Genomic DNA, 17,810 nt, shown 5'->3' with positions numbered 1-17,810 from the left:
AATCTCATTTGCGCCCGGTCCCTCCCTCCCCTCGCTCCCCCCCCCCCTCCCTTCACGCCTCCCCGCTCCCCCCCCCCCCCAACCCCAGCATCCTCACTGGTCGCGGATGACCCCTCGGGCGCGCAGCTGCGCGAGTACGTGCCCCACCGTGTCGTCGCAGCGCCGCCCCTGGAAGTCGTGCACCACCGACAGCGGCAGCGGCGGATCGCCGCCGAGGCGCGAGCGCAGCAGGCCGCGGGCGCGCAAGTAGCGGGTCTTCACCACGTCGCAGGAGACCTCCAGCGCGCCGGCCGTGTCCTCCACGCTCAGCCCCTGCACGGCGCGCAGGATGAACACGCAGCGGTAGATCGGCGGCAGCAGGTCGATGGCCTGTTCCAGCTGCCGCCGCAGCTCGTTGCGGGTGGCCACGGACTCGGGCGAGTCGTGCTCCACCGGGTGCAGGCTGTCGCCGGGTTCCGCCATGGTCTGCTCCTCGGGTGAATACTCGTCCCAGGGAACGAGCCGTCCCCGCTTGCGCTGCTGGGCGAGGGCCTGGTTGATCACGATGCGCACCAGCCAGGTTGCCAGCGTCGCGTCGCCGCGGAACGCGGACAGCGACAGGAAGGCCCGCAGGTAGGCCTCCTGCACCGCGTCCTGCGCCTCGGCGTCGTTGCCGACGATGCCGCGGGCGGCGCGGAAAAGCAGGCGGTTGTAGCGCCGCATCAGGCGTTCGTAGGCCTTGGCGTCGCCGCTGCGCAGCAGCGGCAGCAGCTCGTGGTCGTCGTCCGGCCGGGAGGCGCGCCCCTGCGGCGCGCCGGCGGGGGCGATGGCGTTCATGGCGGCTCCGCTCAGAGCGACTTCAGGTACTCGGCGACGTCGTGCACGTCGGCGGCGGACAGGCCCAGGCCCTGCCGCTGGTTGTAGCGATCCACCACCGCGTCGAGGGTGGCCGCCGAGCCGTCGTGGAAATAGGGCGCGTGCTGCCAGACGCCGCGCAGCGGCGAGGTGCGGTACATCTTCGTGGCCGAGCGGCTCGCGTAGCTGGGGTTCTCCGGCTCGGCCATCGAATCCGCGCGCGGGTGCAGCCGCGTGTTGGCGTCGGTGAAGGTGCTGCCCGTGTGGCAGGTGGCGCACTGCGCCGCGCCGGCGAACAGCAGGCGGCCGCGCTCGGCGGCGCTCGCGTCGAAGGAGCCGGCCGGGGCGGCGGGCGCCTTCAACGAGAGCTGGTAGGCCTGCAGCGCGGGGAGCTTGGGCGAGACGAGATCCACCGTGCCGTGCGTGACGTTCAGGTCCAGCCGCGGGTCGCTGAAGCTGCCGAGGCCGCCCATCTGCACGACCGCCACATAGCGGTTCCAGTAGGCGATCTCGTCGCCGTCGCCGGTGAAGGTGATCTTGTGGATGCCGGCCAGGCCGTAGGCGGGCGGGATCACCACCGGCTTGCTGAGGCCGTCGACGTTGAAGCGCGGGTCGTACATGCCCGGGCCCCAGGAGTTGTAGACGGCCTTCTTCTCCGCGGAGAGCACCGGCGAGAGCGCGATGATCGCTCCCGGGTTCAGGTCGCGGTTGGGCCAGCCGTCCAGGCGCTTGCCGATGCCCGGCGCGAAGGAGTTGTCGACGGTGGAGTGGCACAGGGCGCAAGTGATGCCCACGCGCTTGAGGCGATCGACGCCGTTGACGGTCTCCACCTCGCCCTTCACGCCGACCACGGCGTTCAGCTTGAGGAGCGTCAGCGTGGTCTGCGGGCTCTTCAGGTCCACCTTGCCTTCCTGGATGGCCTGCACGACTGCGGCCGGCAGCGCCTCGGAATCCACCTTGAGCCCGACCGAGAGCGCGACTTCGGGCGACACGGCCTGCTCGATCACCTCGTTCATGCGCAGCGTGTCGGTCCACTGCGCCTCGTCGCCGAAGGTGTCGAAGCGGAAGATCTGCTGGCCCGTGGCGACCAGGTCCTGCTCGCTCGCGTCGGAGCCACCGCCGCCGCCGCAGGCGGCCAGGGCGAGGGGAAGGATCAGCGCGGCAAGGCGCAGCGGGCCGGTCCGGGGGCCGGCGTCGGGGGTGTGCATCGAATGTCTCCTCGGCCGGTCACATCGGCGCGCAGGACTTAGATGCCGCGAGCCGCGGAAAGGTGACAGGCCCTAGGGCACCGAGACGCAGAAGTCGATGTCGAAGTGGGGGTTCTCGCTGCGCCCCTCCGTCACGTAGCCGCGTGGATTGCAGACCACGCGCGTGCCGTTCAGCTCGTAGTCCACGGAGTGGTGCATGTGGCCGTGGATCCAGAGCACGGCGGGCGCGCCGACCAGCCGGTCGAGGTGGGAGGTGAAGCCACCGTTCAGGGGCGAGCCGGCGAAGCGCGGCGCGACGCTGCGCGCGCTCGGCGCGTGGTGGGTGATGACCACCGTCGGGCCGGACCAGGGCTCCGCCAGCTTCTGCTCCAGCCAGGCGGCGTTGCGCTCGAACAGCGTGGCGGAGTGCGTGGGCGTGAACAGCGCGTCGCCTTCGTCCTCCATGCGGATGCGCTTGAAGTCGAACATCATCTCCATGGCCTGCGCCATCGCGCGCTTGCGGGCGGCGCCTTCGCCATCGAGGAGGAAGTCGCTCCAGAGCGTGCTGCCGAGGAAGCGCACGCCGTCGACCACGGCCTCGTCGTTGTCCAGCACGGTGACGTTGGTGCCGGCGGCGAGGCGCTTCAGGTCGCGCGCGACGCCGGGGAGGGAGCCGCCGTAGAACTCGTGGTTGCCGGGGATGTAGAGCGCGGGCTTCGCGAGCGTCCGCGCCCAGGCGATGGCCTCGGCCGGACGCGCGAGGTCGCCCGCGAGGATGTAGAGGTCCGCGTCGTTGGACGGCGGAGCCAGGCCGGCGCGGGAGAGGTGCAGGTCGGAGAGGATGCCGAGCTTCATGCTCGGGGATATAGCACGGAACGATATTCGTCACGGTCGGTGGGGTTCGCTACGCCGCCGCCGTCACCCGAATCCCGCGAATCTGCCCCGCCTCCCGCGTCCGCGCCGGCCGCGGATACGCCGACGGATCGAACCTGTGCAGCAGCTCCGCCTCGCGCGCCCGCGCCAGCGCCACGTTCGCCATCTTCACATGCCCGAATCCGCGCATCGCCAGCGGCAGCGCCGCGATCTCGCACGCGACCTTCAGCCGCTGCGCATCCAGCGCCGGCAGCAGCGCCTCGATCCGCGCGCGGTAGGCCGCGACCAGCTCGCGCTCCATCCGCCGCTCCGCCGTGCGGCCGAACAGGTCCAGCGCCGTGCCGCGCAGGCGGCGGCCCTGTGCCAGCAGCTTCATCGCCGGCAGCATCCAGCCGCCCAGGCGCAGCTTGCGCGGCGGCTGGCCGTCGCGGCCGCGGGCGAGCAGGGGCGGCGCCATGTAGAACTCCAGCTGGACGTCGCCTTCGAACTGCTGCTGCAGCTGCCGCGTGAACTCGCCGTCGGTGTACAGGCGCGCGACCTCGTATTCGTCCTTGTAAGCCATCAGCTTCAGCAGGCTCCGGGCCACGGCATGCGTGAAGGGCAGGGCGGGATCGGCGGCCAGCGCCTCCTCGCGCGCGCGCACCGCGGCGACGAAATCGGCGTAGCGCCGCGCGTAGGCCGCGTCCTGGTAGGCCGTGAGGTGGGCGACGCCGCGCGCGACGAGCGCATCGAGCGTGTCGGGCACCGCCGGCTGCAGGCTTTCACCGCGGGCCAGCGCCGTCACGGCATCCGCATCCGCGGCCGAGAGCCGGCCCAGCGAGAACGCGAGCTTGTTCTGCGCCACGGCCACGCCATTGAGCTCGATCGCGCGCACGAGCGCCTGCAGGCTCACGGGCACCAGCCCGCGCTGCCAGGCCGAGCCGAGCGCCACCACGTTGGAGAAGATCGAGTCGCCCGGGAAGGCTTCCGCGAGCGCCTGCGCATCGAGCGTCTCCACGCGGTCGGCGCCGGCGGCGAAGCGCAGCTTCTCCAGCAGCTGCGGCACGCGCAGGCTGGCGTCCGGATTGCGCAGGCTCTCTGCCACCGGCACTTCGTGGGTGTTGGCGAGGATGCGCGTGCGGCCGTGGCGCACCGTGGCCAGCGCGTCAGGCGATGCGCCCACCACCAGGTCGCAGGCGAGGACGGCGTCGGCCTGCTGCGTGTCGATGCGCACCTGGTTCAGGCGCTCCGGCCGGTCGGCGAAGCGCACGAAGCTGAGCACGGCGCCGCCCTTCTGCGCGAAGCCCATGAAGTCCAGCACGCTGGCGCTCTTGCCTTCCAGGTGCGCCGCCATCGCCACCAGCGCGCCGATGGTGACGACGCCGGTGCCGCCGACGCCCGTGACCAGCAGGTCGTAGGGGCCGGTCCAGGCATGCGGCGCCGGCCGGGGCAGCGCCTGCACGTGCTCGTCGAAATGCGTGGAGCGGTCGGCCAGCAGGCCCACGCGCTTGCGCGGCTGGCCGCCCAGCACGCCGACGAAGCTGGGGCAGAAGCCCTTGGCGCAGGAGTAGTCCTTGTTGCAGCTGCTCTGGTCGATCTTGCGCTTGCGCCCGAGCGGTGTCTCCAGCGGCTGCACGGCCACGCAGTTGCTCTGCACCGAGCAGTCGCCGCAGCCCTCGCAGACGCGCTCGTTGATGAACAGGCGCCGGGCCGGGTCGACCAGCTCGCCTTTCTTGCGCCGGCGGCGCTTCTCGGCGGCGCAGGTCTGCTCGTAGATCAGCACGGTCACGCCCGGGATCTCGCGCAGCCGCCGCTGCACGGCGTCCAGCTCGGCGCGGTCGTGGAATTCGGTGCCGGCCGGGAAGCGGTCGCGGATCGCGTCGTACTTCGCGATGTCGTCGGAGAGCACGACCACCTGCTTCACGCCCTCGGCCTCGACCTGGCGCGCGATGCCGTCGACGCTGATGATGCCGTCGACCGGCTGCCCGCCCGTCATCGCGACGGCGTCGTTGAACAGGATCTTGTAGGTGAGCGTCGCCTTCGCCGCGACGGCCTGGCGGATCGCGAGATAGCCCGAGTGGTAGTAGGTGCCGTCGCCCAGGTTCTGGAACACGTGCGGCACCTTCGTGAACATCGCGTGCGACACCCAGTCCACGCCTTCGCCGCCCATCTGGATCAGGCCCTCGGTGTCGCGGTTCATCCAGCTCGCCATGAAGTGGCAGCCGATGCCGGCCTGCGCGTGCGAGCCTTCCGGCACCTTGGTCGACGTGTTGTGCGGGCAGCCGGCGCAGAAGTAGGGCAGGCGCTTGACGCTGTCGCTCTCGTTGGAGAGCAGCTCGGGCAGCGTGAAGTCGCGCACCAGGTGGCGGCGGTCCAGGTCGGGGAAGTGGCCGACCAGCCAGTTCGCGACGATGCCGATCAGGCGCGAGGGCCGCAGCTCGCCGAGCTCCGACACCAGCGGCGCGCCCTGCGCATCGCGCTTGCCGACGATCACGGGCCGCTCGGCGGCGTTGTAGAACATGGAGCGCAGCTGCTCCTCGACGACTGGCCCCTTTTCCTCGATCACCAGCACTTCCTTCAGTCCGCGCACGAATTCCTGCATGCGCGTCGGCTCGATCGGGTAGGTGAGTCCCAGCTTGTAGATGCGCACGCCGTGCGCCGCCAGGGTGTCGGCGGAGATGTCCAGGCGCCGCAGCACCTCCATGAAGTCGTAGTGCGCCTTGCCGGCCGTGACGATGCCGACGCTGGCACGGTCGCTGCGCACCACGTGCCGGTCGATGCTGTTGACGCGCGCGAAGGCGCGCACGGCGTCCAGCTTGGCGTGCAGGCGCTGCTCGATCGTGAGCGAGGGCAGGTCGGGCCAGCGGTAGTGCAGGCCGCCGGGCGGTGGCGCGTAGCCGGTGATGCGGCAGATGGTGCCGGCATCCTGCCAGGTCGCGACGCGCGCGTTCACGCGGTCCAGGTCCACGGTCGATGCGCTTTCGACCACTTCCGACAGCGCCGTGAAGCCGACCCAGTTGCCGGAGAAGCGCGAGAGCGCCCAGCCGTACAGGCCGAACTCCAGGTACTCGGCGACGCTGCCCGGCGAGACGATGGGCGCATGCCAGGACTGGAAGGCCTGGTCGCTCTGGTGCGGCATGGAGGAGGACACGCAGCCGTGGTCGTCGCCCGCCACCATCAGCACGCCGCCATGCGGCGAGGCGCCGTAGGCGTTGCCGTGCTTCAGCGCGTCGCCCGCGCGGTCCACGCCCGGGCCCTTGCCGTACCAGAGCGCGAACACGCCGGCGCAGGTGCGCTCGGGGTCCGCTTCGACGCGCTGCGTGCCCAGCACCGCCGTGGCGCCCAGCTCCTCGTTGATGGCGGGCAGGAAGCGCAGGCCCGCCTCCTCGAATTTCTTCCCGGCCTTCCACACCGCCTGGTCCACCATGCCCAAGGGCGAGCCGCGGTAGCCGCTGATGAAGCCGCGCGTGTCCAGCCCGGCGGCCGCATCGCGCTGGCGCTGCATCAGCATCAGCCGGACCAGCGCCTGCGTGCCGGTGAGGTAGATGGCGCCGCCGGTGGCCCACAGGCCGTCTTCCAGGCGGTAGTTCGGACGGACGATGGCGGGCTGCTCGGGGGACAGGACTTCGGACATGGCGGGCGCTCCTTGGGAAGGGAAGCTTAGGCCGCGACGGCGGGAATATGCTTCTTGTTTTCCTCCCTGAAGCCGGTTGGGGGAGAATGGGATTCCCCATAAAACGCCTTGACAGGAATGAACCAACTCGATCGCCACGACGTCGCCCTGCTCACCGAGCTGCAGCGGGATTCGCGCCAGACCGTGCAGCAGCTGGCCGCCGCCGCGGGGTTGTCCAGCACGCCCTGCTGGAAGCGGGTGAAGGAGATGGAGGCCGCCGGCATCATCCGCGGCTACACCGCGCTGGTGGACCGCGAGAAGGTGGGGCTCACGCTGTGCGTGCTGGCCGAGGTCAACCTCACGCGCCACAACGAGGACGACGTGCGCCGCTTCGAGCAGGCGGTGGCCGCCGCGCCGCAGATCGTCAGCTGCTACGCGACCACGGGCCAGGCCGACTACGTGATCAAGGTGCTGGTGCCGGACATCAAGAGCTACGAGGCCTTCCTGCACGAGACGGCGTTCAAGCTGCCGGGGGTGACGCACGTGCGATCGAGCGTGGTGCTGAAGGAGGTGAAGGCGGAGGCGCGGCTGCCGCTGGAGCCGCCGCCCGGAACGGCGCCCCGGAAGCGCCTGGCGCGCTGAGCGGCGGCTCCCCTCTTTGGCGGAGGGCAGCTCCCGCCGTGCTGGCTTAGGCTGCGCCGAGGAGCGGGACGACGATGCTGGACGCGCAGACCGTGAACCTGGACGAGGTGTCGCACTGGAAGTGGAGCTATCGCGCACTGCCGGCGGCCGGGCTGCAGGAGCTCGCCGGCCACCGCATCGATCTCACGCCGGAGCAGTCCGCCGCGCTCGGCGAGGTGCTGGTCGAACGCGGCCTGGTCCACGACGCCTTCACGGCCCCCGAGTACCGCGGCCTCGCGGGATTCGTGCGGCGACACTACCGCGGCGACTATGGCCTTGCCCGCTCCTATTGGGTCCACAACGTCCTGCTGTCGGCGTTGGCGAACCTGATCCTGATGGGCGCCGTTGCGGCGTTTCCCGCCCACGGGAAGGCGCGCTATGTGTCGCTGGCCGCCCTGCTGGCGATCCTCTTCACCGTGGCGCTCTCGATCTGGGCCATCCGGGGAACCTGGGCGTCCGCCAACAAGCACGCCCGCCGGGGAGGCAGCGAGTTCTGGGGCGTGCTGGCCCAGCTGTCGATCGTGTTCGGTGTCGTGGGCCAGGCCAGGGAGTTGATCCCGCTCCTGCCCGCGCTGGGCGAACACCTGTGGGTCGCCGCGGGCGCGCAACCCGGGGCGCCGGTCCAGTTCGTCCTGCGCGCCGACGGCCGATCCCTCCTGATGGCGGGCGGCATCAACGACGACACGGCGGAAGCGCTGGAGGCGGCGCTGGAACGCGCGCCAGGGGTCCGCGTGCTGGTGCTGGAGTCCGGAGGCGGCTGGACCGCGCGGGGGCAGGAGATCGCCAGCACGATCTCCCGGCACGGGCTGGACACCTACGTGGAGACCGAGTGTTCGTCGGCCTGCACGATCGCCTTCCTCGCCGGCCGCGACCGCGCGGCGGACCCGCAGGCGCGCCTCGGCTTCCACGCGTTCCGGGGCGTCGGCGGTCTCGCGCATGTGCGCGAGAACGAGCACCAGGTCTATGCGCCCGCCGGCTTGAGCGCGGAGTTCATCGACCGGGTCCGGGCCACTCCACCGCGGACGATCTGGTATCCGGACCACCGCGTGCTGCTGCGCGAGGGCGTCCTCACGCGCCTGAGCGAAGGCGGCGAAACCGCGGCACTGGCCACCGGGATCCGGACGCGCGCCGTCATGGCCGCGGAACTCCTGAAGGTGCCCATCCACAAGGCGCTGCAGGACCATCACCCCAAGCGTTTCGACGCCCTCGTGGACGTCGGCTGGCGGGCCGTCCAGGCGCATCGAACCGACCGTGAACTGTTTGCCGCACTGCGCACCGAGGTCTCTTCGACCGTCAGGAGCTTGCTGCCGGGCGTGGACGACGCGACGCTCGGGTCCTACCTCTACCTTCTGGCGGAGAAGGCCACGGCCCTGAGCGACAGGGCGCCCGAGGCTTGCGCGGGCCTGGTGTTGGGTTCGGCGACGCCGCTGCCGGAATTTCGTTCTCTCGTACCCAAATCCATCCGGGCGCACGAGCAGGAAGTCCTGCTGGCGATCGTGGAGACCAGTTCCGCCGCGCAGGTGCACCGGTTCACCGACGCGGAGGTCCACTCCCTGTTGGCGCGTATCCTCGCCCGCATGAAGCCCCAGGCCGCCGGTGTCATCACGCACCTGGACTCCCCGAGGCATGGTCCGGAAGCCCGTTGCCGGGCTGCACTCGAGCTGCTGGATACCCTGCTCGCGATGCCGCCGAACGAGCGCTCGCTCTACGCCCGCGCCCTGTTCAGCTGAGCCGGCCACGGGCGACGCCCTCCCTGTCCGGCGCTTCTCCTGATATATTCGACCGACCGGTCGGTAAATATTAGAGACCTCAGGAGAGACCATGTACACCCAAGCCATGGACACCCAGGCCCGCGACCCGGACGCCCGCAAGCCGGTGCGCTCCGCCGAGGACCTGCAGCAGGAAGAGCGCTTCGAGGCGCGCATCGCCGCCGGCGAGTTCATCGAGCCCAAGGACTGGATGCCGGACCACTATCGCAAGACGCTGGTGCGGCAGATCAGCCAGCACGCGCACTCCGAGATCGTAGGCATGCTGCCGGAGGGCAACTGGATCACGCGCGCGCCCACGCTCAAGCGCAAGGCGATCCTGCTGGCCAAGGTGCAGGACGAGGGCGGCCACGGCCTCTATCTCTATTCCGCCGCCGAGACCCTGGGCACCTCGCGCGACCAGATGCTCGAGGCGCTGCACACGGGCAAGGCCAAGTACAGCTCGATCTTCAACTACCCGACGCTCACCTGGGCCGACGTCGGCGTGATCGGCTGGCTGGTGGACGGCGCGGCGATCATGAACCAGGTGCCGATCTGCCGCTGCTCCTACGGACCCTACGCGCGCGCCATGATCCGCATCTGCCGCGAGGAGAGCTTCCACCAGCGGCAGGGATTCGAGAGCCTGCTGACGATGATGGAAAAGGGCACCGACGCGCAGCGCGCCATGGTGCAGGACGCGGTGAACCGCTGGTGGTGGCCCTCCGTGATGATGTTCGGCCCGCCCGACGACCAGTCGCCCAACACGGCGCAGTCCATGCGCTGGGGCATCAAGCGCGTCTCCAACGACGACCTGCGCCAGAAGTTCGTCGACGCCACGGTCGAACAGGCGAAGGTGCTGGGCGTCACGCTGCCCGACCCGGAACTGAAGTGGAACGAGGAGCGCCAGCACTGGGACTTCGGCGCCATAGACTGGAACGAATTCTGGCGCGTCATCGCCGGCAACGGCCCCTGCAACCGCGAGCGCCTGGGCGCGCGCGTGAAGGCCTGGGAAGACGGCGAATGGGTGCGCGAGGCGGCGCTGGCGTATGCGCGCAAGCAGGACCAAGCCATGAAGGAAGCAGCATGAGCGACACGAAACAGGAATGGCCCCTCTGGGAGGTCTTCGTCCGCAGCCGCAGCGGCCTGGACCACAAGCACTGCGGCAGCCTGCACGCGGCCGACCCGAAGATGGCGATCCAGCTGGCGCGCGACGTCTACACACGCCGCCAGGAAGGCGCCAGCATCTGGGTGGTGCGCTCCGACCAGATCGTCGCGAGCGACCCGGGCGAGAAGGACATGTACTTCGACCCGATGGAGGACAAGGTGTACCGGCACCCGACCTTCTACCAGCTGCCCGAGTCCGTGGACCACATGTGAGGCGCGGCTGATGCAGGCATCCATCCAGGTCAGCTCCAGCCCCGAGGTGCAGTACCTGCTGCGCATCGGCGACACCGCGCTCGTGCTGGGCCAGCGCATCGCCGAATGGACCGGACACGCGCCGGTGCTGGAAGAGGACATCGCGCTGGCCAACATGGCGCTGGACCTGATCGGCCAGTGCCGCGCCGTGCTGGCGCACGCCGGCACGCTGGAAGGCGCGGGCCACGACGAGGACCAGCTCGCCTTCCTGCGCGAGGAGCGCGACTACCGCAACGTCACGCTCGCGGAGCTGCCGCGCGGCGACTTCGCCTTCACGACGCTGCGCAACGCGATGATGGCGACCTTCTTCAAGCTGCTGTGGGAACGGCTCGCGCATTCCGCCGACGCCGAGGTCGCGGGCATCGCCGGCAAGGCGGTGAAGGAAGCGCGCTACCACCAGCAGCATGCGGCCGACTGGCTGCTGCGCCTGGCCGGCGGCACCGACGAATCGCGCCGCCGCGTGGAGAAGGCGCTCGCCGAGCTGTGGCCCTATTCGGCGGAGCTGTTCGCCGCCGACGCGGTGGACGACTACGCGCAGCAAAGCGGCCTGGGCCCGCGCTGGAGCGAGCTGCGCGAGCCCTGGATGGCGGAGATGACGCACATCCTCGATGAAGCCGGCCTCGCCGCGCCGCCTGCGGTCGCCTTCCTCAGCACGGGCAAGACCGGCGTGCACAGCGAGCACATGGGCTTCCTGCTCACCGAGCTGCAGTACCTGCAGCGCGCCTACCCCGGAGGCGTGTGGTGACACGCACCGAGCGCGCCTGGGAAGTGCTGGGCGGCGTGCTGGACCCGGAAGTCCCCGCGCTGTCCGTGCGCGACCTGGGCATCGTGCGCGACGTGATCGACCACGGCGAGGAACTGGAAGTCGTGCTGACGCCGACCTACTCCGGCTGCCCCGCCACCGAGATGATCGAGCAGAACGTGCTTTCCGCCATCGAATCCGAGGGCCTGGGCCCCGCCCGCGCCACCCTGCGCCGCGCCCCGGCCTGGACCACCGACTGGATCAGCGAGGACGGCAGGCGCAAGCTGCGCGAGTACGGCATCGCGCCACCGGGAGCCGTCATCCCCGCTCCCTCCGTCATCCCCGCGAAGGCGGGGACCCAGGGCTCCCCCATCCACATCTTCCGGCGCCAGCCGGAAGAAAAAATCGCCTGCCCCCACTGCGGCAGCCCCGACACCGAACGCACCTCCGCCTTCGGCTCCACGGCCTGCAAGTCCCTCTACCGCTGCCGCGCCTGCCGCGAGCCCTTCGAATACTTCAAGCCCCTATGAGCGTGATCTTCCATCCGCTGCGCGTGCGCTCGGTGCAGCCCGACACCGCGGAGGCGGTGATCGTCTCCTTCGAGGTCCCCGAGGAACTGCGGCCGGTGTTCGGCTTCACCCAGGGCCAGTACCTCACGCTGCGCCGCGAGATCGGCGGCCAGGACCTGCGCCGCTCCTACTCCATCTGCGCCGGCGTCGACGACGGCGAGCTGCGCGTCGGCGTGCGCAAGGTGGCGGGCGGCGTGTTCTCCAACTGGATCAACGAGGAGCTGAAGCCCGGCGACACCATCAGCGTGATGGCCCCGCAGGGCCGATTCTTCGTGCCGATCGAGCCGCAGGCGCAACGCCATCACGTGGGCATCGCCGGCGGCAGCGGCATCACGCCCATCCTCTCCATCATGAAGACGGTGCTGGCGCGCGAGCCGCACAGCCGCTTCACGCTCATCTACGGCAACCGCAAGCTGCGCTCCACCATGTTCAAGGAGGAGCTGGAGGACCTGAAGGACCGCTACATGGCGCGGCTCGTGATCCACCACGTCTTCTCCGACGAGCACAGCGACTCGGAGATCAACATGGGCGTGATGGACCGCCGCAAGATCGGCGAATTCCTCGAGACGCTGGTGCCCGCGGAGAGCATCGCCCATGCCTACATCTGCGGCCCCTTCCAGATGAACGACGAGGCCGAGGCCGCGCTGCTGGCCGCCGGTGTGCCGGAGGAGCGCATCCACATCGAGCGCTTCGGCATCGCGCAGCAGGCCACGGGCACGGTCGGCGCCGTCGTGCACCAGGCGCAGGCGGGCGACGCCGACCGGGCGCGCATCACGATCATCCGCGACGGCCTGCAGCGCGAGATCGCCTTCTCGCGCGAGCAGCCCAGCATCCTCGACGCCGCCTCGGCCGCCGGCCTGGAGGTTCCGTTCTCCTGCACCTCGGGCGTGTGCGGCACCTGCCGCGCCAAGCTGGTCGAAGGCCAGGTGCGCATGGAGCGCAACTTCGCGCTGGACAAGAAGGAGGTGGCGGCCGGCTTCGTGCTGACCTGCCAGGCGCACCCCACCACCGAGCGCGTGGTGCTCTCCTTCGACGAACGCTGATGGGACGCGGACGCCACGCCGGCTACGACGGGCAGCGCGAGCTGATCCTCGCGAAGGCCGCGGCGCTGTTCGCGCGCGGCGGCTATCCCGGCACCTCGATGAACCAGGTCGCGCAGGCCTGCGGCCTGTCGAAGGCGACGCTGTACCACTACTACCGCGACAAGTACGAGCTGCTGGTGAGCATCGCCGAGGGCCACGTCACGCGCCTGCAGGGCATCGTCGGCGCGGCGCTCGCCGAGGAGGCCACGCCGGCCGGCCAGTTGCGCGCGCTGGTGCGCCGGCTGGTGGAGGAATACGCCAGCGCGCAGAACGAGCACCGCGTGCTGACCGAGGACGTGAAGTTCCTCGCCGACGCCGACCGCGAGCGCATCCTCGGCAAGGAGCGCGAGGTGGTCGCCGCCTTCGCGCGCGTGGTCGCGACCTTGCGGCCCGACTTGCAGCAGGCGGCGCTGGGAAAGCCGCTCACCATGCTGCTGTTCGGCATGGTCAACTGGATGTTCACCTGGATGAAGCCGGACGGCGCGCTCGCGTACGACGACATGGCGCCCGTCGTCGCCGACCTGTTCCTCGGCGGCCTCGAGGCCGTCCAGCCGCCGCTGCGGCGCGAAGCGGCCGTCGGCCACCTGCAACCAATCGTAGGATGATTCCCACAGGTTCGGTGGAGAAGCCTGTGGACAAGCAAGGGACCAAGTGGCCAAGCCCGCGCCAGCACTGGCGCTCGACGCAATGACCATTCCGCAGGCAGCCGGCCGGCGGCCGACGCGAAGGTGCTTGACAGCGCCGCGCGCACGCATCCCGGACATGAAAAAATTCCGCTTCGCCGCCCTGACCGTGTGCCTCGCCGCGCTGCTTGCCGGCTGCGACGGCGCGCCGCCGCCCGGCACCATCCGGCTCGCCACCGACGACCCGGCGGTGCTCGCGAAGGGCGAGGCGATCTATCGCCAGCAGTGCGCCGCCTGCCATGGCGCGCAGCTGCAAGGCCAGCCGCGCTGGCGCGAGCGCGACGCGAGCGGCCGCCTGCCGGCGCCGCCGCACGATGCCAGCGGCCACACCTGGCACCACCCCGACGAGGTGCTGTTCCGCATCACCAAGTACGGCGTGGCGAAGGCCGCGAACCTGCAGGACTACGACTCCGCCATGCCCGCCTACGAGGGGGTGCTCGGCGACGACGACATCGTCGCCGTGCTGTCCTGGATCAAGGCGCAGTGGCCCGCGGCGATCCGCGCGCAGCAGGAGGAGGTGAACGCGGCGGCGGTGAGGCGGCGAGCGGAGCGCCCTCACCCCCGCCCTCTCCCGCAAGCGGGAGAGGGAGCGAAGCCGGGCTCCTAGTTGGCGGTCGCGGCGGCGGCCGCCTGCTCCGCGGCTGCGGCCGCCTGTTCGGCCGCGACCGGCGCGTCGGGCGCCTCGCGCGGCAGCTCGAAGAGCCGGAAGGGCGGCTGGTCGGGGTGCAGGCGCTGCAACAGCGGCCGCGCCACGTTGAACACCGGCACGCCGTTGATCGTGCGGCCTTCCGGCGTGCCGCGGTGCGCGTGGCCGTGGAACACGGCGTCCACGGGATAGCGCAGCAGGGGCTCCTCCAGCCGGCTGCTGCCCAGGAAGGGGAAGATCTCGGCCGGTTCGCCGACCACGGTGGCGGCCACCGGCGCGTAGTGCAGCAGCGCGATGCGCCGCGGCGTGCGCAGCTTGGCCAGCGCCGATTCCAGCTTCAGCGCTTCCTGCAGCGCCTCCTGCACGAACTGCTTGATCGCCGGTTCGCCCCAGGCGCCCAGCGAGCCGCGGCCGAAGCCGCCGGCGAAGCCCTTGGCGCCGGCGATGCCGATGCCCTCGATCTCGCAGGCCTCGCCATCGAGCACGGTCACCCCGGCGCGCGTGAGCGCCTGGCACACGGCCTGCTGCGCGCCGGATTCGTAGTCGTGGTTGCCCAGCACGGCCACCACCGGCACCTTGACCGCCGCCAGCTCGTCGCAGAGCACGTGCGCTTCCTCTTCGGTGCCGTAGTCGGTGAGGTCGCCGCACAGCAGCAGCGCGTCGGCGTGCTCCGTCGCCTGGGCGAAGAAGGCGCGCAGCGACCCGGCGGACTCCTTGCGCACGTGGAGGTCGCCGACCGCGGCGAAGCGCACGGTGCTCTCGGATTTGGCCATGGGCAATCGTTCTCCTGGATGAGACATGCATGCTGCCGCGCCCGGGCCGCCGGTCCTGTAGGCCGGGGCTGACGCTGCGTGCGGTTGCACGTCCTGCGCTTTTCAGGCTCCCCGCCGAGGTGACATCCGCGAGGCGATGCGTACCTTGGGTTGCATGTGCTCCACAGTACCGCTCGCCCCGTCGCTCGAGGAGGAGGTCGCGCCGCCCACGGCCGACTTCTACCGGCGCGCCCTGCGCACGCTGGTGGACGCCGACGTCCCCTTCCTGGTGGGCGGGGCCTTCGCGCACGCCTGCTTCACCGGCATCCGCCGCTGCACCAAGGACCTGGACCTGTTCATCCGCCGCGGCGACTTCGAGCGCGTCGCCTCGCTGATGCAGGCGCAGGGCTGGCGCACCGAGATGGCCTACCCGCACTGGCTCGCCAAGGTGTACGCGGGCGAGGACTTCATCGACCTCATCTTCAACTCGGGCAACGGCGTGGCCGCGGTGGACGACGGCTGGTTCCGCGACAACGCGCAGGCCGAAATCCTGGGCGTGCCGGTGCGCGTGGCGAACATGGAGGACAGCCTGCTGTCGAAGGCCTTCATCATGGAGCGCGAGCGCTACGACGGCGCCGACGTCGCGCACACGCTCCGCGCCAACGCGGAACGGATCGACTGGCAGGGCCTCATCGACCGCTTCGGTCCGCACTGGCGCGTGCTGCTCGCGCACCTCACGCTGTTCGGCTACATCTACGCCGGCGAGCGGCAGCGCGTGCCCGACTGGGTGATGCACCAGCTGATGGCGCGGCTGGCCGCGGAAACCGACGATCCGCCGGAAGAAGACCTGCGCATCTGCGCCGGCACGCTGCTGTCGCGCGAGCAGTACCTGCACGACGTGGAGGAACTCGGCTACATCGACGGCCGGCTGACGCCCGCCAGCACGATGACGCGCTCCGACGTGGCGACCTGGACCGAGGCGATCCCCGCGCGCCAGGCCGAGGCCGCGCCGCCGCCGCCCCTCGCCACGGCGGCCGTGGCGCTCCCGCGGATGCGTGCGCGCGCGCGTCCGCGCCGCTGAAGCTCAGTCCGTCCCGCGCGGCGTGCGCTGGATCGAATCCGCCTGCGGCGCCTGCGCCGCCGCGCCGGTCTTGCCGGCGCGGGCGCTGAGCACCATCTCCGTCATCCACGTGACCAGCAGGGAGGTGTAGGTCTGCTGCCATTCCTTCTCGGACAGCGCGTGGTCCGCCCCGGCGATCACGCGGTAGGTGAGCGAGCGGGCGCCCTTGCAGGCCGCCATGTAGTTCTCGATCACCGGATGCGGGACAAGCGTGTCGTGCTCCGACTCCACGATCAGCACGTCGCCGCGGAAGGCGGCGCAGGCGGCCAGCGCGCGGTTGTCCGCCGGCTCGATCTTGCTGCGGCGGTAGGCCGCGAGCACCTCTCGGTCCAGCTTGTTCTTGGGCGTGTGCCAGTCCGCGTCGAGGTACAGCGCCGGCACGCGCAGCCCCAGCCAGTGCACGGGGCGCAGCGTGGTCGCGATCGCCGCGAGGTAGCCGCCGTAGCTGCTGCCGATGATGGCGATGGCGCCCGGGTCCACCGCGGGATGGCCCACCAGCACGTCGTAGGCGGCCAGCAGGTCGTGCAGGTTCTGCTCGCGCGTGACGCTCTCGCGCTCGTCCCGGTGGCGCACGTGCCCGCGCAGGTCGAAGGTCAGGCAGATGCAGCCCAGCGTGGCGATCTCGTGCGCGCGGGCGATGTACTGGTCCTGGCTGGCGTCCCAGCCGTGCACCAGCAGCACGCCGGGCACCATGGTGTCCGGGCCCACCAGGGTGCCGGCCAGGTGCTTGCCGTCCACGGGGATGTCGATGGTGTTAGCGCGCGTCGCCATCCGGATGCACCACGGTGTACTTGGTCAGGCGGCCCATCTGCGGGTCGTCGCCGCGGAAGTGCACGCTCGCGTGCGGCGGCGGCTCGGGGCTGTCGCCGAACACCTCGAAGCCGGAGGCGCGCACCTGCTGCCGCCGCGGCTCGCGCCGGAACACCTCCAGCGCCGCGATCTCGGGGCCGCTCGCGCCGCCGACGCGCCAGGACTGCTCCAGCACGCCCGAGCGCCAGCGGCCGCGGGCGTCGCGGCCCAGCGCGATGTCGTAGTTGCGGCGCGATGCGTAGAAGCCGGGGAAGCAGGACTGCACCGCGGCATCGTAGCGGCGCGCCTGCTCGACGGCGCGGCGGATCTCCGGCGGCAAGGGCGTCGCGAGCAGGGCGTCGAAGCCGCCGCGCACCAGCACGAGGTCGGACCCGCCGAACACGTCCTCGCCTTCGTTGCTGCGCGTGAGCCGCTGGAACCCGTAGTAGGTGACCTCCAGGTCCGCCACCTGCACCTGGCCGACGCTGAAGGTGCGGACCTCGTCCAGGTCCTCTTCCAGCACGAGCCCGTGCGTGCGCAGCTCCTGCGGGTCGACGCCGGCCAGCGCCGCGTGCAGCTCGCCGCGGTTGCGCACCGACACCTGGCCGCGGCCGCCGCTCGCGCGCACGGGCTTCAGGCGCAGCGGGCCGGCGGCCAGCAGGCGCTCGCCGGCGCGCAGCGCATCGCCGGCGTCGAAGGCGACGTGGCCGTCCAGCACGGCGTCGTCCGCGTGGTCCGCGAACGCCGCGCACCAGCCGGGCGCGCTGGCGGCATCGGGCGCGACCAGCGGATGGCTGATCGCCTTGGTGCCGACCATCGCATGCGGGACGACGCCGCCGAACAGGTCGCCCGGCCCGCGGATGCCCAGCGCCTCGGCCTGCTCCGTCGTCAGCGTGCTGCTCGGGACGAAGTACACGGGACCCGGGTAGGTGCGGCCGGGCTCGTGCATGCCGGCCATGTCCTCGCCGCGCAGGGCCGCCAGCCGCCGCGCGAAGTCCAGCAGCGTGATGCGTTCGTGGGCGCTGGCGTGGTCCGCGGGATCGGGCACGTGCGCGACGACGACGCCGCGCTCGCGTGCAGCCGCAGTCATGGTGAAAAA

The 17,810-nt window shown here is 71.1% G+C and carries 17 protein-coding genes; 10 read left to right on the top strand and 7 right to left on the bottom strand.

The window, feature by feature from the left end; all coding sequences use genetic code 11:
* Positions 1 to 93: 93 nt before the first annotated feature.
* The 4 genes from ACY0MJ_RS12650 to ACY0MJ_RS12635 all read right to left on the bottom strand — a co-directional run bounded on the left by ACY0MJ_RS12650 (position 94) and on the right by ACY0MJ_RS12635 (position 6,507).
* Positions 94 to 816, bottom strand: a complete 723-nt coding sequence (locus tag ACY0MJ_RS12650; RefSeq protein WP_462638817.1) for an RNA polymerase sigma factor — start codon at positions 814 to 816, stop codon at positions 94 to 96.
* 11 nt (positions 817 to 827) lie between these two features.
* Entirely contained in the window at positions 828 to 2,042 is a 1,215-nt protein-coding gene (locus ACY0MJ_RS12645; RefSeq protein WP_462638816.1) for a c-type cytochrome, read from the bottom strand.
* A 72-nt stretch (positions 2,043 to 2,114) separates the two neighbouring features.
* Positions 2,115 to 2,876, bottom strand: a complete 762-nt coding sequence (locus ACY0MJ_RS12640) for a metallophosphoesterase (RefSeq protein ID WP_462638815.1) — start codon at positions 2,874 to 2,876, stop codon at positions 2,115 to 2,117.
* Between the two features lie 49 nt (positions 2,877 to 2,925).
* Positions 2,926 to 6,507 carry an indolepyruvate ferredoxin oxidoreductase family protein gene (locus ACY0MJ_RS12635; protein WP_462638814.1) on the bottom strand — a complete coding sequence of 1,194 codons (3,582 nt, stop codon included), beginning with the start codon at positions 6,505 to 6,507 and terminating at the stop codon, positions 2,926 to 2,928.
* 117 nt (positions 6,508 to 6,624) lie between these two features.
* Between ACY0MJ_RS12635 and ACY0MJ_RS12630 the strand changes: the two genes are divergently transcribed.
* From ACY0MJ_RS12630 to ACY0MJ_RS12590, 9 genes are all read left to right on the top strand, one after another.
* On the top strand, positions 6,625 to 7,128 hold the full coding sequence (locus ACY0MJ_RS12630) for an Lrp/AsnC family transcriptional regulator (RefSeq protein ID WP_462638813.1): 504 nt from the start codon (positions 6,625 to 6,627) through the stop codon (positions 7,126 to 7,128).
* A gap of 74 nt (positions 7,129 to 7,202) precedes the next feature.
* Positions 7,203 to 8,897, top strand: a complete 1,695-nt coding sequence (locus tag ACY0MJ_RS12625) for a COG3904 family protein (RefSeq protein ID WP_462638812.1) — start codon at positions 7,203 to 7,205, stop codon at positions 8,895 to 8,897.
* Between the two features lie 91 nt (positions 8,898 to 8,988).
* Positions 8,989 to 9,999, top strand: a complete 1,011-nt coding sequence (paaA, locus tag ACY0MJ_RS12620) for a 1,2-phenylacetyl-CoA epoxidase subunit PaaA (RefSeq protein WP_462638811.1) — start codon at positions 8,989 to 8,991, stop codon at positions 9,997 to 9,999.
* Complete coding sequence (paaB, locus tag ACY0MJ_RS12615; RefSeq protein WP_462638810.1) at positions 9,996 to 10,289, top strand: 1,2-phenylacetyl-CoA epoxidase subunit PaaB; 294 nt, start codon at positions 9,996 to 9,998, stop codon at positions 10,287 to 10,289. Before paaA ends, paaB begins: the two co-directional genes overlap by 4 nt.
* 10 nt (positions 10,290 to 10,299) lie before the next feature.
* The gene (gene paaC / locus ACY0MJ_RS12610; protein WP_462638809.1) at positions 10,300 to 11,073 is read left to right on the top strand and encodes a 1,2-phenylacetyl-CoA epoxidase subunit PaaC; all 774 of its coding nucleotides are present in this window, start codon (positions 10,300 to 10,302) and stop codon (positions 11,071 to 11,073) included.
* Positions 11,067 to 11,600: a 1,2-phenylacetyl-CoA epoxidase subunit PaaD gene (paaD, locus tag ACY0MJ_RS12605; protein WP_462638808.1), complete on the top strand. Its 534-nt coding sequence runs from the start codon at positions 11,067 to 11,069 to the stop codon at positions 11,598 to 11,600. Before paaC ends, paaD begins: the two co-directional genes overlap by 7 nt.
* Positions 11,597 to 12,682 carry a 1,2-phenylacetyl-CoA epoxidase subunit PaaE gene (paaE, locus tag ACY0MJ_RS12600; protein ID WP_462638807.1) on the top strand — a complete coding sequence of 362 codons (1,086 nt, stop codon included), beginning with the start codon at positions 11,597 to 11,599 and terminating at the stop codon, positions 12,680 to 12,682. The genes paaD and paaE overlap by 4 nt, the downstream gene beginning before the upstream one ends.
* Positions 12,682 to 13,326 (top strand): TetR/AcrR family transcriptional regulator, encoded by a 645-nt coding sequence (locus ACY0MJ_RS12595; RefSeq protein WP_462638806.1) that lies wholly within the window; start codon positions 12,682 to 12,684, stop codon positions 13,324 to 13,326. Before paaE ends, ACY0MJ_RS12595 begins: the two co-directional genes overlap by 1 nt.
* A gap of 157 nt (positions 13,327 to 13,483) precedes the next feature.
* Entirely contained in the window at positions 13,484 to 14,011 is a 528-nt protein-coding gene (locus tag ACY0MJ_RS12590; RefSeq protein WP_462638805.1) for a c-type cytochrome, read from the top strand.
* Here the strand turns inward: ACY0MJ_RS12590 and ACY0MJ_RS12585 are convergent.
* Entirely contained in the window at positions 14,008 to 14,823 is an 816-nt protein-coding gene (locus tag ACY0MJ_RS12585; protein ID WP_462638804.1) for a metallophosphoesterase family protein, read from the bottom strand. The two genes, ACY0MJ_RS12590 and ACY0MJ_RS12585, sit on opposite strands and share 4 nt — an antisense overlap.
* 154 nt (positions 14,824 to 14,977) lie before the next feature.
* On the opposite strand from ACY0MJ_RS12585, the gene ACY0MJ_RS12580 reads away from it, so the two are divergent.
* Positions 14,978 to 15,883 carry a nucleotidyltransferase gene (locus ACY0MJ_RS12580; protein WP_462638803.1) on the top strand — a complete coding sequence of 302 codons (906 nt, stop codon included), beginning with the start codon at positions 14,978 to 14,980 and terminating at the stop codon, positions 15,881 to 15,883.
* A gap of 3 nt (positions 15,884 to 15,886) precedes the next feature.
* Here ACY0MJ_RS12580 and ACY0MJ_RS12575 read toward each other — a convergent pair whose 3' ends face one another.
* Together ACY0MJ_RS12575 and ACY0MJ_RS12570 are read right to left on the bottom strand one after the other, a co-directional pair.
* Positions 15,887 to 16,693 (bottom strand): alpha/beta hydrolase family protein, encoded by an 807-nt coding sequence (locus tag ACY0MJ_RS12575; RefSeq protein ID WP_462638802.1) that lies wholly within the window; start codon positions 16,691 to 16,693, stop codon positions 15,887 to 15,889.
* Entirely contained in the window at positions 16,677 to 17,801 is a 1,125-nt protein-coding gene (locus ACY0MJ_RS12570; protein WP_462638801.1) for a DUF3182 family protein, read from the bottom strand. The genes ACY0MJ_RS12575 and ACY0MJ_RS12570 overlap by 17 nt, the downstream gene beginning before the upstream one ends.
* Positions 17,802 to 17,810 lie beyond the last annotated feature (9 nt).

Source organism: Ramlibacter sp. bp-362 (assembly GCF_054956735.1).
This window is presented reverse-complemented; position numbering and strand designations above follow the sequence as displayed.

Coding starts and splice junctions, on each gene's coding strand:
- ACY0MJ_RS12580 (WP_462638803.1), top strand. CDS start 14,978: ATGTGCTCCACAGTACCGCTCGCCCCGTCGCTCGAGGAGGAGGTCGCG.
- ACY0MJ_RS12575 (WP_462638802.1), bottom strand. CDS start 16,693: ATGGCGACGCGCGCTAACACCATCGACATCCCCGTGGACGGCAAGCAC.
- paaB (WP_462638810.1), top strand. CDS start 9,996: ATGAGCGACACGAAACAGGAATGGCCCCTCTGGGAGGTCTTCGTCCGC.
- ACY0MJ_RS12595 (WP_462638806.1), top strand. CDS start 12,682: ATGGGACGCGGACGCCACGCCGGCTACGACGGGCAGCGCGAGCTGATC.
- ACY0MJ_RS12630 (WP_462638813.1), top strand. CDS start 6,625: ATGAACCAACTCGATCGCCACGACGTCGCCCTGCTCACCGAGCTGCAG.
- ACY0MJ_RS12590 (WP_462638805.1), top strand. CDS start 13,484: ATGAAAAAATTCCGCTTCGCCGCCCTGACCGTGTGCCTCGCCGCGCTG.
- paaA (WP_462638811.1), top strand. CDS start 8,989: ATGTACACCCAAGCCATGGACACCCAGGCCCGCGACCCGGACGCCCGC.
- ACY0MJ_RS12585 (WP_462638804.1), bottom strand. CDS start 14,823: ATGGCCAAATCCGAGAGCACCGTGCGCTTCGCCGCGGTCGGCGACCTC.
- ACY0MJ_RS12625 (WP_462638812.1), top strand. CDS start 7,203: ATGCTGGACGCGCAGACCGTGAACCTGGACGAGGTGTCGCACTGGAAG.
- ACY0MJ_RS12650 (WP_462638817.1), bottom strand. CDS start 816: ATGAACGCCATCGCCCCCGCCGGCGCGCCGCAGGGGCGCGCCTCCCGG.
- ACY0MJ_RS12570 (WP_462638801.1), bottom strand. CDS start 17,801: ATGACTGCGGCTGCACGCGAGCGCGGCGTCGTCGTCGCGCACGTGCCC.
- paaC (WP_462638809.1), top strand. CDS start 10,300: ATGCAGGCATCCATCCAGGTCAGCTCCAGCCCCGAGGTGCAGTACCTG.
- ACY0MJ_RS12640 (WP_462638815.1), bottom strand. CDS start 2,876: ATGAAGCTCGGCATCCTCTCCGACCTGCACCTCTCCCGCGCCGGCCTG.
- ACY0MJ_RS12635 (WP_462638814.1), bottom strand. CDS start 6,507: ATGTCCGAAGTCCTGTCCCCCGAGCAGCCCGCCATCGTCCGTCCGAAC.
- ACY0MJ_RS12645 (WP_462638816.1), bottom strand. CDS start 2,042: ATGCACACCCCCGACGCCGGCCCCCGGACCGGCCCGCTGCGCCTTGCC.
- paaE (WP_462638807.1), top strand. CDS start 11,597: ATGAGCGTGATCTTCCATCCGCTGCGCGTGCGCTCGGTGCAGCCCGAC.